Consider the following 13,753-nt stretch of genomic DNA (forward strand, 5'->3'; position numbering starts at 1 on the left):
GTGGGGCGCGGGCTGCAGTAATAATGAAAAATATTATTCAGCAGAGCCTTGGGCGGTCTCGGCAGGGTAGGTGGCGCGCCACAGCTCGAAGCCGCCATCGACGCTGTACACCTCTGAGAAGCCCTGGCCTGCCAGGTAGGCGGCTGCGCTCTGGCTGGAATTGCCGTGATAGCAGACCACCAGGGTCGGGGCATCCAGGTCGGCGTTGCGGATGAAGTCGGCAACTGAATGGTTGTCCAGATGCGTGGCACCAGTGATGTGGCCGGCGGCAAATGCCTGCGGGTCGCGAATGTCGACGACGACCGCACCTTGCGCGCGCAGGGCCAGGGCCTGCTCGGGAGGGATGCGTTTGAATTCGCTCATGGGTATGGCTTTCCTTCAGGGGTGATCGTTGAGTTTAGTCGGTTGCGCTGGCGAGCGGATGGTGCCGTCGTCGGCGCAGTCGCAGCGGTGGTATTCGCCGCTGTCGACGTTGTACAGGGTCATGGCGCCACCCCACACGCAGCCGGTGTCCAGGGCGATGATGCCTGGCTCGTCGACCCGCCCTTCAAGGGCAGCCCAGTGGCCGAAGATGATCTTCACGTGCCGTGAGCGGCGGGCCTTGTGTGCGTACCAAGGCTTGTAGCCTTTTGGTGCGCAATCCAGGCCTTCCTTGCTCTTGAGGTCGAGTTTGCCTTCAGCGGTGCAGAAGCGCATGCGGGTGAGGTAGTTGGTGATCACCCGCAGGCGCTCGATGCCGCCGAGTTTCTTGCTCCACTTGTTGGGCTCGTTGCCATACATGCCATCGAGGTACAGCTTCAGGCGCCCGTCGTCGCGCAGCACTTGCTCGACTTCGGCGGCCAGTTCCAGCGCCTGCCCCAGCGTCCACTGCGGCGGGATGCCGGCATGGACCAGGGCAATGCCGCGGGGCTCGTCGTAGTGCAGCAGCTTCTGCTGGCGTAACCAATCGAACAGTTGATCGGCGTCGGGCGCTTCGATGATTTCGCGCAGGGTGTCGCTTTTTTTCAGGCGCTCCACGTTGTGCCAGGCGGCCAGCAGGTGCAGGTCATGGTTACCCAGCACGCAGACCAGCGATTGCCGGATGGAGTAGAGGTAACGCAAGGTTTCCAACGACTCGGGGCCGCGGTTGACCAGGTCGCCGACCAGCCACAGGCGGTCGACAGCCGGGTTGAAACGGACCCGGTCGAGCAGGCATTTGAGTGGTTGCAGGCAGCCTTGCAGGTCTCCGACGGCGTAAGTGGCCATCAGTGCAGGGCCCCTGGAACAGCCAGGCGGAACGGCGCGATCTCGGCGTCGAAGCGTTTGCCGTCTTCGGCGAACATCTGATAGCTGCCCTGCATGGTACCGACGCGGGTACTGATGACTGCGCCACTGCTATAGGTGTGGCTCTGACCAGGCTCGATGAGGGGTTGCTGGCCGATAACGCCCGCACCACGCACTTCTTCCACCTCGCCGTCACCGTTGGTGATCAGCCAGTGGCGAGACATCAGCTTGGCTTTGACCGAGCCGTTGTTCTGTACGGTGATGGTATAGGCGAAGGCAAAACGATCGCTTTCGGGGTCGGATTGGTCTTTCAGGTAACGGGTCACGACGCTGACGTCGATCTGGTAACGGGGATCGGACATGCAAGGGCCTTGGCATACTAGCGAATACGGCGATCCATGCAGTCTAGGCCATTGGCGGGGGGGAGGGCCAGCGGTGTCGGGAGGGAGGTCAGTGAAGGGGGCAGTGCTGGCCTCTTCGGGGGGAAACCCGCGAAGAGGCCAGTGCAGGCGCTATCAGCCTTGCTGATCGGCCAACTGGTCGGCCAGGCGCACGAAGGCTGCCAGGTCCAGCTGCTCAGGGCGCAGGCTGCCATCGACGCCTGCCGCTTCGATAGCCTGGCTGTCGAGCAGGCCTTTGAGTGTATTGCGCAGGGTCTTGCGACGCTGGTTGAAGGCTTCGCGAACCACTTTTTCCAGCAGCAGGTGATCCTTGGCCGGGTAGGGCAGTACTTCATGCGGTACCAGGCGCACGATGGCCGAATCCACCTTCGGCGGTGGGTTGAACGCACCTGGGCCGACGTTGAACAGGTGCTCGACCCGGCAGTGGTACTGCACCATGATCGACAGCCGGCCCCAGTCGCCACCGCCTGGGCCTGCGGCCATGCGCTCGACAACTTCCTTCTGCAGCATGAAATGCATGTCGCGGATCAGCCCGGCGTGGCTGAGCAGGTGGAAAATCAGCGGGGTGGAAATGTTGTAGGGCAGGTTGCCGACCACCTTCAGGCTGCGCGCAGGCACGCCCAGCTGGTTGAAGTCGAACTTCAGGGCATCGCCCTGGTGCAGGCGGAAGTTGTCGTTGCCGGCGAACTTGTGCTGAAGGATCGGCACCAGGTCCTTGTCCAGTTCAACGACGTCCAGCTGGGCGCCGCTACCCAGCAGGCCTTCGGTCAAGGCGCCCTGGCCCGGGCCGATTTCCAGCAGGTGTTCGCCGGCCTTGGCGTTGATGGCGCGCAGGATGCGGTCGATGATGCCGGCGTCGTGCAGGAAGTTCTGGCCGAAGCGCTTGCGCGCCCGGTGTTGGTATTGCTCGTTCATGGTCGGTTCTCGGCCATCTGGTAGGCGGTTTCCAGGGCCACGCGCAGGCTGCCGGTGTCGACCTTGCCGGTACCGGCAAGGTCCAGGGCGGTGCCGTGATCGACCGACGTGCGGATGATCGGCAGGCCCAGGGTCACGTTGACTGCGGCACCGAAGCCTTTGTACTTCAGTACAGGCAGGCCCTGGTCGTGGTACATCGCCAGCACTGCATCGCAGTGCTCCAGATATTTGGGGGTAAACAGGGTATCGGCCGGCAGCGGGCCGCGCAGGTCCATGCCTTCGGTACGCAGGTGGGCCAGTGTCGGTTCGATGATGTCGATTTCTTCGCGGCCAAGGTGGCCGCCTTCACCGGCATGCGGGTTAAGCCCGCAGACCAGGATGCGTGGGTTGGCGATGCCGAACTTGTCGCGCATGTCCGCATGCAGGATGCGGGTGACGCGCTCCAGGCGCTCAGGGGTGATGGCGTCGGCGATGTCCCGCAGCGGCAGGTGCGTGGTCACAAGGGCCACGCGCAGGCCATGGGTCGCCAGCATCATTACCACCTGGGCAGTGTGGGTCAGCTCCGCCAGGAATTCGGTATGGCCTGAGAAGGGGATGCCGCTCTCGTTGATCACGCCCTTGTGTACAGGGGCGGTGATCATCCCGGCGAAATCACCGCTCAGGCAGCCCTGCCCGGCCCGGGTAAGGGTCTGCAGGACGAAAGCCGCATTGGCTTTATTCAGCTGACCTGGCACCACTGGGGCGGCCAGGGGGGTATCCCAGACATACAGGCTACCCGCCGGTGCAGGGAGGTCGGGCCACTGGCCCGGTGCTACCGGCAGCAGGTTGACGGCCAGCCCCAGCCGCGCGGCCCGCTCGGCGAGCAGGTCACGGCTGGTGATGGCGATCAGGGGGTGGGGCTGGGCGTCGGCGGCGAGCAGCAGGCACAGGTCGGGGCCTATGCCGGCTGGTTCGCCGGGGGTGACGGCGAAGCGCAGGGGCTTCACTGTGCGGCCTGGTCAGCGCCAGGCAGCTTGATTTCAACGTAGGCTTCGTCGCGGATCTGGCGCAGCCAGGTCTGCAGCTCTTCGTCGTATTTGCGGTTGCGCAGGACGCTCAGGGCCTGTTGTTCACGGGCCTGTTCGGTGCTGTCGGTGGCGCGGCGGCCCAGCACTTCCAGGACATGCCAGCCGTACTGGGTCTTGAACGGTTTGGTCACCACGCCTTGCTGGGCGTTGGCCATCTGCTCGCGGAACTCAGGTACCAGGCTGTTCGGGTCGACCCAGTTGAGGTCGCCGCCGTTGAGCGCCGAGCCCGGGTCTTCCGAGAAGCTCTTCGCCAGCTCGGCGAAGTCTTCGCCATTGGTGATCCGGTCGTACAGGCGATCAGCCAGCTGCTCAGTTGCGGCTTCGCTGCGGATCTCGCTCGGCTTGATCAGGATGTGACGCACATGCACTTCGTCACGCAGCACGTTCTCGCTGCCGCCGCGTTTTTCCTCAAGCTTGATGATGATGAAACCGCTGGGGATGCGCAGGGGCTGAGTGATGTCGCCGACGTTCATGCCGCTGAGCAGCTTGGCGAACTCCGGTGGCAGCTGGGCGGCTTTACGCCAGCCCATCTCGCCGCCTTCCAGGGCGTTTTCGCTGCGCGAGTTGGCAATTGCCATCTGGCCGAAGTCGGCACCCTGGCGCAGTTGCTGGTAGACGTCGCCGACCTTGCGTGCAGCCTTCTGGATGTCGTCCGAGTTGGCGGCTTCCGGGGTAGGGATCAGAATGTTGGCAAGGCGATACTCTTCCGACATCTGCATCTTGCCCATGTCCGAGGCGAGGAAGTTCTTCACTTCCTGCTCGGATACCTGGATGCGCTCGGCCACACGGCGCTGGCGCACGCGGCTGATGATCATCTCGCGTTTGACCTGCTCGCGCGCGTCGTCGAACGACAGGCCGTCATGGGCCAGCGCGGCGCGGAACTGCTCCAGCGACATGCCATTGCGCTGGGCGATGGTGCCGATGGCCTGGTTCAGTTCTTCGTCGGTGATGCGGATGCCCGAACGTTCGCCAATCTGCAGTTGCAGGTTCTCGACGATCAGGCGTTCCAGTACCTGCTGCTCCAGTGCGCCGGTCGGCGGCACGCCGCCGCCACGTTTGGCGATGGTTTGCTGCACCTCGTGGACGCGTTGGTCCAGTTGGCTCTGCATGACCACGTCGTTATCGACGATGGCCACCACACGGTCCAGGGGTTGCACCGCGGCATGCACCGCGCCACTCAGCAATACAGCGCCCAGCAACACTGGGCGCAGACGATCAATAAGCTTGGTCTTCACGTTCACGGTAACCTTGAATGCCTTGGTCGAGGAAAGATTCGACCTTGTTGCCTACCACGCCACCGAGACCTTTCAGCACGATCTGCAGGAAGATGCCGTGGTCGCCTTTTTCGTTCTGCGGAGTCGCCTGGCTGAAGTCGTCGTAGTCGATCCAGTAACGGTTGATCAGGCGCAGCTTCCAGCAGCAGTTGTCGTACTCGAAACCGCCCATGGCTTCCAGGGTGCGGTTGCGGTTGTAGTCATGCTGCCAGCGCGCGATCACGCTCCATTGCGGCACGATCGGCCAGATGACCGAGAAGTCGTGCTGCTGGATCTTGTAGTAATCCTTGATGTAGTTCGGATCACCCGGGTTGCCATAGTCGCCGCCGCCCACTTTCCACGTACCGGTGGTGGAGTCGTAGGCGATGGTGTCGTTGCGGTAGCGATAACCGAGGTTGACCACCTTGTTCGGGTTGTCTTCAGGCTGGTAGTGGAACATCGCGCTGCCCGAGCGGGTGCTGCGGCTGTCCGGGTCCCAGTTGAAGTCCGAATTGAAGCGCCAGTCGCGGTTGAAGTAGTAGTTATACACCAGCGCGTATGGCGATACGTCGGACTGCGCGTCCTTGCGGGTACGGTAGTCAATGCCTGGCAGCTGGACTTTGCGGTCCTTGAAGTAGTACGCCTGGCCGAGGCTGATGTTCTGACGCTCGAAGCCGTTCTCTTCGATCCAGCGGCTGGTCACGCCGAGCGACAGCTTGTTTTCGTCGCCGATGCGGTCCGTGCCGCTGAAGCGGTTGTCGCGGAACAGCGAGTCGAAGTTGAACAGCGTTTCGCCGGTGTCGAACAGTGGGATGTCAACCTGGTCCTTGTACGGGACATTCAGGTAGTACAGGCGCGGCTCGAGCGTTTGGCGATAGTTGGTGCCGAACATCGAAGTGTTACGGTCGAAGTACAGGCCGCTGTCCACGCTGAAGATCGGGATGTCGCGGTTCTGGTTGCTGTTGAACTCGCCGTTCAATGGCACCGAGCCAGGGTTGAGAGCGATGTCGTTCTTGCCCTTGCCATCCAGGTCCAGGTCATAGTGGGTGTACACGTACTTCAGCTTCGGCGTGATGTAGCCGTAGCTTGCGGTCATCGGCAGGCTTATAGCCGGCGCGAGGTTCAGGCGGGTACCGTTGGCACGCGCCACACCGAAGATGTTCTGGTCGAGCCTGCGCCCATCAGGACCGGCGGTGGTGTCGATGACGCCGTCTTCGTTGAATACAGTGCCGTCTTTCAGGTCACGATCAAAGCGTACCGCTTCGGTCTCGTAACTGAAATCGAACCCGCTCGGGTGGTACGGCAACATGCCGTTGATGGTGATCTGTGGCAGCTTGTTGTACGGCGTGATCTGCGACAGGGTCGCCATCTCGTACGCTTGCGCATTCAGGCGAGCGGTGTAGTTGTCGCCACGCCAGGTCAGTGCACCCTGCTGGTTCACCACGTCATGGCTTTCGACACCGATCTGATCGGTTTCCAGATCCTGGAAGTAGAACGGATCGCTGATGTCGGTGTAGTCAACTTCAGTCATCAGGCGCTCGTCCAAGCCACCTTTGTGCTGCCAGTTGATCATCCAGCGCTGTTCTTTGTAATCAGTCTGGTCTTTGCGATCGTCGTTCTTGTCGTTCAGATACGCGCCGCCGAACTGGCCTTCGCTGGACTTGGTCAGGTAGCGGAATTCGCCTTCCATCAGCAAGCCACGCTTGGTCATGTAGCGCGGGTACAACGTGGCGTCATAGTTGGGCGCCAGGTTGAAGTAGTACGGCGTAACCAGCATGAAGCCGGTGTCGCTGGTGCTGCTGAACGAAGGCGGCAGGAAGCCGGACTGGCGACGGTCGTCGATCGGGAAGTAGATGTACGGTGTGTAGAACACCGGGAAATCTTTGACCCGAAGGGTGGCGTTGGTCGCAGTACCGAAGCCGGTCGCCGGGTTCAGGGTGATGTTGTTGCCCTTCAGCTGCCAGGCGTTGCTGCCCGGTTCGCAGGTGGTGTACGTACCGTCCTTGAGGCGGATGATGGCGTTTTCGCCACGCTTGGCGTACAGGGCGCTGCCGCGGATGTGCGACTTGTGCATCACGTATTCGGCGTTGTCGACCTGGGCGGCACCCGTGTCGAGCTGGATCTGCGCCTCGTCACCCACGACCAGCGAGCCGTTGTCGCGAATCTTGACGTTGCCCTTGAGCTCGCCACGGTTCTCGGTCTGGTAGAGGTTGGCTTCGTCGGCTTCGACCTGCATGCTGCCCTGGCGCATGACCACGTCACCGGCGAGGGTAGCGATCTGCTGCTCCTGCTGGTACTTGGAGACCTTGGCGTTGATGTAGGTCGGCGACTCGTCCTTGGGCGTGGTATCGGCCATGCCCGGGCGGGTTGGCTCGACATACGCACCGCCGCAGTACGGGCCGGTTTCGGCCAGCTGCGCGGGGGTGAGCTTGTCACGTGAGACCCAGTCGAGGTGGCTGTAATCTTCGCTGCGCGACTTCAGGCCACGGCCTTTGCTCTCGGTGACCAGCACCGGCTTGTCAGCGCTCTCGGCCTCGGCCGACGGGGCCTCGGTGCCGGACGTGAGGGCGGCACCCTCGTGCACGGGGCGCGGAGGCAAGTTGCTGGCTGGGGTCTTGGGCTTGCAGTCCCAACCACCGGAGGCGGACACTTGGCAGTCGAACTGCTCGGCTGCGACCACGTACGAGGTGGCAAATGGTTGCAGGGCCAGCAGACCGCCGGTCACCAGCAACGGAAACTTTCTACGAAACGCGGGGGATTTCAATGCCATCTTATTAGTCCGGGCTTCCTGCGTGCCATCTGCCCGCGTGTGGGGCCGCACGCCTCTCGATGGTCTGAAAAAGATGCTGGATAATAAAGCATGACCCGCTTGACGGCTAGGGCCGTCGGAGACCCTTGTAATGCCTGAACACGATGTACGCCTGCAACAACTGACTGTTTGGCTCGCCGAGCAGCTCAATGTGCTTTTCCGTAACAACGCCTGGGGTGAGGTGCCTGAGGGCAGCCTGACCGCCGCCAGCAGCGACGCTAGCTTCCGTCGCTACTTCCGCTGGGAGGGCGCAGGCCACACGTTCGTGGTCATGGATGCACCCCCGCCGCAGGAAAACTGCCGACCGTTCGTCGCCATCGACCACCTGCTGGCAGGTGCGGGCGTGCATGTACCGCAGATTCATGCCGAAGATCTGGATCGCGGCTTCCTGCTGCTGGGGGATCTGGGGCGCCAGACCTACCTCGACGTCATCGATGCCGATAATGCCGATGGGTTGTTTGCCGATGCCATAGACGCATTGCTGGCCTTCCAGCGCCTGCCGATGAACGCGCCGCTGCCAAGTTATGACGACGCCTTGCTGCGCCGTGAGGTCGAACTGTTCCCCGAGTGGTACGTCGGGCGCGAGCTTGGCCTGGCCTTCAATGAGGCGCAGCAAGCCGCCTGGCAGCGCATCAGCCAACTGCTGATCGACAGTGCCCTGGCGCAGCCCAAAGTGCTGGTGCACCGCGACTACATGCCGCGCAACCTCATGCAGAGCACGCCCAACCCTGGCGTACTGGACTTCCAGGACGCGGTCTACGGCCCTGTCACCTATGACATCACCTGCCTGTTCAAGGATGCCTTCCTCAGCTGGCCGCAGGCGCGCATCGAAGGCTGGTTGCGCCATTATTGGGGCAAGGCGCAGGCCGCCGGTATCCCGGTGCAGCCATCGTTCGAGGACTTCCAGCGCGCCAGCGACCTGATGGGTGTGCAGCGCCATCTGAAGGTGATCGGCATCTTTGCCCGTATCTGCCACCGTGATGGCAAGCCCCGTTACCTGGCCGACGTGCCGCGTTTCTTCGCCTATATAGATGAGGTGATAAGCCGCCGCCCCGAACTCGCGGAACTGGGGCAACTGATCGCAGAGCTCAAAGCCGGAGCGCGTGCATGAAAGCGATGATCCTCGCGGCAGGCAAGGGCGAGCGCATGCGCCCGCTGACCCTGCACACCCCCAAACCATTGCTGCCGGTGGCAGGCCAGCCATTGATCGAGTACCACCTGCGCGCCCTCGCGGCCGCGGGCTTCACCGAAGTGGTCATCAACCACGCCTGGCTGGGTCAGCAGATCGAAGACCATCTGGGCGATGGCAGCCGCTTTGGCCTGAGCATCCGCTACTCGCCCGAGGGCGAGCCGCTGGAAACGGGTGGCGGGATCTTCAAGGCGCTGCCTTTGCTAGGTGATGCTCCCTTCTTGCTGATAAACGGCGATGTCTGGACCGACTACGATTTCACCCGCCTGCGCGGACCGTTGCAGGCGCTGGCGCATCTGGTACTGGTCGATAACCCGGGCCATCACGGGCGTGGCGATTTTCGCCTGGAGGGCGAGCAGGTCGTGGACGGTGACGATGCGCCGGGCACATTGACGTTCAGTGGCGTGTCGGTGCTGCACCCAGCATTGTTCGAAGGCTGCCAGGCGGGCGCCTTCAAGCTGGCGCCATTGCTGCGCCAAGCCATGGCGGCAGGCCAGGTGAGTGGCGAGCATTATCGCGGCCACTGGGTCGACGTTGGCACCCAGGAGCGCCTGGCCGAGGCCGAGCAGTTGATTGAGGGGCGCGCCTGACATGTGGTGGCCAAGTACCGTGATCGGGCTGGGCGCAGGTTTTGCTGTCGCCAGTATTCCTGGCGCGCTGCTTGGCGCTTTGCTGGGCCAGGCAATGGACCGGCGCCTGCGCGTGCAGGGCTGGGACGACCTGCGCGAACGGCTGAGCGGGCGCCCGGCCCTGCGCGACGAAGAGTTGTTGTTCGTCCTGCTCGGGCGGCTGGCCAAGAGTGATGGGCGGGTGGCCGAGCAGCATATCCAGCAGGCCCGCCAGGAAATGGTCCGCCTGGACTTGGCCGAGACCGCCAGGATGCGCGCGATTGCAGCGTTCAACCGGGGCAAGGCGGGCAAGGACCGCTTGGCTGGCCATCTTCGGCGTATCCGCCTGCAGCCACACGCTGCCGAAGGCACGTTACGGGCGTGCTGGCGCATGGCCTGGGCCGATGGAAAAGCCGGCCAGCATGAGCGTGAGTTGCTGCTGGACTGGGGGCAGAAGCTTGGGCTGAGCCGGCGCCAGGTGCAGGCCATGTCACTGGAGTACGAGCCGCGCAAGATGCAGGCGGCTAGCACGGTCATGACCTATGCGGCGGCATTGCGGCTGCTGGGTGTGGAGCCTGATACCGAAGGTGACCGGGTCAAGCAGGCATATCGGCGCTTGGTCAGCCGGCATCACCCGGACAAGCTGGCGGGCAGCGGAGCGAGTGAAATGCAGGTGCGCGAGGCGACAGAGCGGACCCGCGAGTTGCACCAGGCCTACGCTCTGATCCGCAAGCGGCGGGGGCTCTGATGGCCAGCATTTTATTCCTGGGGCGCCATCCACCCCCGCACCCGGCGGAACAACTGTTCCTGCTCGGCCGCCTTGTTCCCGGGCATGGCAATCAATGAAAGCTGCTTGTACTGGCTGTCTTTCTGCCGCTTGCTGGCCTGCAGCCGTTGCGCCGCCGCACTGCGGTCGCCGGTACGGGTCGCGTAGTAAAGGTCGGCCGTCGGCACCTTGAGGGTAGGCGTCAGGCTTTCCAGGTCGTGTTCGACCCTTGCAGGCGTCTGCGGCGCGATCATCACCAGTTTTTGCACCTGCGGCGGCTGCTTCTCGCTCAGGTAGCGTGTTGCCCAATAGGCACCACTGCCGTGGCCGATCAGCACGATGCTGCGCGAGTTGTGCTGCTGGGCGTAGCTCACTGCCGCGTCCAGGCGGGCGAAGATGCGCTCGGCATCGGCCTGGTCATTCTGATCGCTGGCTTGCACGGCGTCGGTGCTTTCAGCGGCATCGGCATCGGCCGCTGTGGCCTGGGCGACGTTGGCGTTGGCATCGGCCGGGGTGTCCTTGGCTGGCGCTGTCTCGCCTTTGTCTTGCTTCGCTTCGGTGGCCGGGCTGGCTTCGACCCGCGCTTGTGGGCTGACGGCGAGCAGGTCAGGCAGGCTGACGCTCAGGCTGTGCCAACCGACATCGGGGAACTTGTGCCGCAGTGGGCCGACCGCGTTGGGCCAGTCGGCGGTTTCACCGGCACCGGGGACGATGATCACGGTGCCCTGCGGGTCGCTGTCGTTGGCCGGTTTCCACAGGGCCAGGAAGCTGTCGGTGCCAGCTTGCAGCGTCTGCTGTTCAGCCTTTGGCACCCGGCGTTCAAGGGCCTGCGCATCTTCCTGGCTGCGCTCCAGCAAGGGGGGGCGTGGCGCGGGGGAAGCAGGTGCTTCTGCGGCCGCCGCGGGTTGCTCGGGGTCGGCGGCCGAGGCGCCGACTGGCAAGAGCGAGGCCAGGCAGCACAATGCCAGCGTCGTGCGATAAAGTGTGGACATGAATGAACCCAAGGCCAGAATGATACCGGCAGCGTAATAGTATTTGCCCGTGACGGCCATGCTGCATGGCCGCCCTTGCCAAGACGAGCGTGTAGATGAAGCGATTGCGTCGCCTGTTGGTTATCGGCTGCTTGTGGCTGCCCTTGATTGCCTTGGCAGGGCCCAAGGCATCGTCGACAGTGGTGCTTGAGCCTGCTCAGCAGCAGTGGCTGGATGCCCACCGCAGCCTTCGGGTGGGGTTGGTGCTGCAGGCGCCCTATGCCCAGTTCGACCGCCGCTTGCAGCAGCTCTATGGGGCCAATGTCGAGCTGGTCAATGGGCTTGCCCAGGCGCTCAAGCTGGACCTGACCTGGCGCAACTTCAGCGATCAGGCCAGCCTGGAACATGCGCTGCAACAAGGCGAAATCGATTTTGCCCCCGGTCTTACGCAAACCCCGGCCAGCCTGCGCCTGTGGCTGTTCAGCGACCCTTACATGCGAGTGCCGCAACTGGTGGTCGGGCCGCGCACCGGCGCCTTGGCCGTAGACCTTGAAAAGCTCGCCGCCGACGAGCGGGTCGCAGTGCGCATGCCCAGCGTGCTGGCCGACTACCTGCGCGGCAACTACGCCAACCTCAATGTGCAGGGCGTGCCCGACGAGCGCCAGGCCTTGCAACTGGTCGTCGGTGGCCAGGCCAGCTATGCCGTGCTGGACGAAGCGCAGCTCAGCCGCTTGTCCCGTGAAAGCGAGTTCGGTGAACTGGCGGTGGTGGGCGACATCGGCCTGCCGCAGTTGCTGCGGGTGGGGTCGCGACGGGACTGGCCGCTGCTGGCCGAGGTGCTGGAACGTGGCCTGCAGGCCATGCCGGCCAAGGCGCTGGAGCAACTCCATCAGCGCTGGTTGCAGCCCAAATACCCACGCCTGAGTGATTCGACCGGTTTCTGGCAGAACCTTGCCTTGCTGTTCGGCATGTTGCTGCTCTGCGCCCTGGCCACGCTGGTGTGGCAACGTCGTCAGCAGCGCCAGCTCGAGCGTAGCCTGCTGGCGGCACGGGACACCCTGACAGAGCGGCAAGTGCGCGAAGAGGCGCTGCGCCTGAGCCAGTTCGCGATCGACCAGAGCACGGTGGGAATTCTCTGGGTCAACTGGGACAGCCATGTGCGTTACGCCAACCATGCCGTGGGGCGCATGCTCGGCTATGCCGAAGCGGCACTGCTGGAACGCCCGCTGATCGACCTCGAGCCGAACCTGACCATGGACCGCTGGCTGCAGCTATGGAAGGGCGCGCGTGCCGGTGAGGCCGGGGCGCGGCAGTTCGAAACACAGTGCCTGCGCGCCGATGGCAGCCTGTTACCAGTGGAGCTGTCGCTGAGCTTCCTGCGCTTTCGTGACGCCGAATACCTGGTGGTGTACATCGCCGATGTCACCGAACGCCATCGCGCCCTGGCGGCATTGCGCGAAAGCGAAGCGCGGCTCAAGGGTATTGCCGGCAATGTCCCGGGGCTGGTGTTCCGCCTGGAGCCTGCGCCCGCCGAGGGGGACCCGGAGTTCCCCTACATCAGCGAGGGCAGCGAGGCGCTGGTCGGTTATACGCCGGCGCAGATCCAGCACCCGCAGATGGGCTTGCGCAACCTGGTGCATCCAGATGACCGGGCGGATTACCACCAGGTTCAGGACCTGGCCATTGCCAGCGACCGCGACTGGTCATGGCAGGGGCGTATCCTGACCCGCGCAGGTGAACAGCGGTGGGCCGACATCAAGGCCAGTACCCGGCGCCTGACCAATGGCCGGGTGGTCTGGGACGGTATCGTCTGGGACATCACCCAGAGCAAACGCGCGGAGTTGGCGCTGGCAAAGTCTCAGGAGCAGCTGCGCGAACTGTCGGCGCACCTGGAAAGCGTGCGCGAGGAAGAAAAGGCCCGCATCGCCCGTGAAGTGCATGATGAGCTGGGGCAGATGCTGACCGTGCTCAAGCTGGAAGTCTCGATGTGCGAACTGGCCTTCGCCGAACTGGACCCGGCCCTCAACGAGCGCCTGGCCAGCATGAAGCGCCTGATCGCCCAGTTGTTCCAGCTGGTACGTGACGTGGCCACCGCACTGCGCCCGCCCATTCTTGACGCGGGCATCGCTTCGGCCGTCGAGTGGCAAGCCCGGCGCTTCGAAGCACGCACGCAGATACCTTGCCTGGTGCTGGTGCCGGATAATCTGCCAGCATTGAGTGATGCCAAGGCCACCGGGTTGTTTCGTATTCTCCAGGAGGCGCTCACTAATGTCATGCGCCACGCCCAGGCGCACAGCGTGGAGATCGAGCTGGTGCGCGAGGGTGAAAAGCTGCGCATGACCGTCAGTGACGACGGCAGCGGTTTTTGCCTCGACCGGGCCCGCCCGACCTCGTTCGGCCTGGTGGGCGTACGCGAGCGGGTGTTGATGCTCGGTGGCAGTATGGCGTTGCACAGCGAACCCGGCGAAGGCACCAGCCTGAGCGTGACCATTGCGTTGGAGTAGGAGAGCG

General features: G+C 63.7%; 12 protein-coding genes. 4 read left to right on the forward strand and 8 right to left on the reverse strand.

Going from position 1 to position 13,753, the window contains the following annotated elements:
- Positions 1–33: 33 nt before the first annotated feature.
- The 7 genes from glpE to ACFY68_RS19320 form a co-directional block, all read right to left on the reverse strand.
- Positions 34–363 carry a thiosulfate sulfurtransferase GlpE gene (gene glpE / locus ACFY68_RS19290; RefSeq protein WP_346613657.1) on the reverse strand — a complete coding sequence of 110 codons (330 nt, stop codon included), beginning with the start codon at positions 361–363 and terminating at the stop codon, positions 34–36.
- A 15-nt stretch (positions 364–378) separates the two neighbouring features.
- Entirely contained in the window at positions 379–1,245 is an 867-nt protein-coding gene (locus tag ACFY68_RS19295) for a symmetrical bis(5'-nucleosyl)-tetraphosphatase (protein ID WP_387530458.1), read from the reverse strand.
- Positions 1,245–1,625 carry a Co2+/Mg2+ efflux protein ApaG gene (gene apaG / locus ACFY68_RS19300; protein ID WP_346613659.1) on the reverse strand — a complete coding sequence of 127 codons (381 nt, stop codon included), beginning with the start codon at positions 1,623–1,625 and terminating at the stop codon, positions 1,245–1,247. Before apaG ends, ACFY68_RS19295 begins: the two co-directional genes overlap by 1 nt.
- 153 nt (positions 1,626–1,778) lie before the next feature.
- Positions 1,779–2,579 (reverse strand): 16S rRNA (adenine(1518)-N(6)/adenine(1519)-N(6))-dimethyltransferase RsmA, encoded by an 801-nt coding sequence (rsmA, locus tag ACFY68_RS19305; protein ID WP_346613660.1) that lies wholly within the window; start codon positions 2,577–2,579, stop codon positions 1,779–1,781.
- Positions 2,576–3,565 carry a 4-hydroxythreonine-4-phosphate dehydrogenase PdxA gene (gene pdxA / locus ACFY68_RS19310; protein WP_387530462.1) on the reverse strand — a complete coding sequence of 330 codons (990 nt, stop codon included), beginning with the start codon at positions 3,563–3,565 and terminating at the stop codon, positions 2,576–2,578. Before pdxA ends, rsmA begins: the two co-directional genes overlap by 4 nt.
- Positions 3,562–4,887: a peptidylprolyl isomerase gene (locus ACFY68_RS19315; protein ID WP_387530465.1), complete on the reverse strand. Its 1,326-nt coding sequence runs from the start codon at positions 4,885–4,887 to the stop codon at positions 3,562–3,564. The genes pdxA and ACFY68_RS19315 overlap by 4 nt, the downstream gene beginning before the upstream one ends.
- Positions 4,862–7,669, reverse strand: a complete 2,808-nt coding sequence (locus tag ACFY68_RS19320; RefSeq protein ID WP_387530468.1) for an LPS-assembly protein LptD — start codon at positions 7,667–7,669, stop codon at positions 4,862–4,864. The genes ACFY68_RS19315 and ACFY68_RS19320 overlap by 26 nt, the downstream gene beginning before the upstream one ends.
- Before the next feature lie 130 nt (positions 7,670–7,799).
- Here ACFY68_RS19320 and ACFY68_RS19325 point away from each other — a divergent pair, with 130 nt between their 5' ends.
- From ACFY68_RS19325 to ACFY68_RS19335, 3 genes are read left to right on the forward strand one after another with little or no spacing between them, the layout of a single operon-like run.
- Complete coding sequence (locus tag ACFY68_RS19325; RefSeq protein ID WP_387530471.1) at positions 7,800–8,819, forward strand: aminoglycoside phosphotransferase family protein; 1,020 nt, start codon at positions 7,800–7,802, stop codon at positions 8,817–8,819.
- Entirely contained in the window at positions 8,816–9,487 is a 672-nt protein-coding gene (gene murU, locus ACFY68_RS19330; RefSeq protein ID WP_387530474.1) for an N-acetylmuramate alpha-1-phosphate uridylyltransferase MurU, read from the forward strand. Before ACFY68_RS19325 ends, murU begins: the two co-directional genes overlap by 4 nt.
- 1 nt (position 9,488) lies before the next feature.
- Positions 9,489–10,253 (forward strand): TerB family tellurite resistance protein, encoded by a 765-nt coding sequence (locus ACFY68_RS19335; protein WP_346613666.1) that lies wholly within the window; start codon positions 9,489–9,491, stop codon positions 10,251–10,253.
- A gap of 11 nt (positions 10,254–10,264) precedes the next feature.
- On the opposite strand, the gene ACFY68_RS19340 is transcribed toward ACFY68_RS19335, so the two are convergent.
- Positions 10,265–11,263: an alpha/beta hydrolase family protein gene (locus ACFY68_RS19340; protein WP_387530477.1), complete on the reverse strand. Its 999-nt coding sequence runs from the start codon at positions 11,261–11,263 to the stop codon at positions 10,265–10,267.
- Between the two features lie 95 nt (positions 11,264–11,358).
- Between ACFY68_RS19340 and ACFY68_RS19345 the strand changes: the two genes are divergently transcribed.
- The gene (locus ACFY68_RS19345) at positions 11,359–13,746 is read left to right on the forward strand and encodes a PAS domain S-box protein (RefSeq protein ID WP_387530480.1); all 2,388 of its coding nucleotides are present in this window, start codon (positions 11,359–11,361) and stop codon (positions 13,744–13,746) included.
- Positions 13,747–13,753: the final 7 nt, after the last annotated feature.

Origin of the sequence: Pseudomonas sp. NPDC012596 (assembly GCF_042902325.1) — a bacterium.
Taxonomy (GTDB): Bacteria; Pseudomonadota; Gammaproteobacteria; order Pseudomonadales; family Pseudomonadaceae; genus Aquipseudomonas.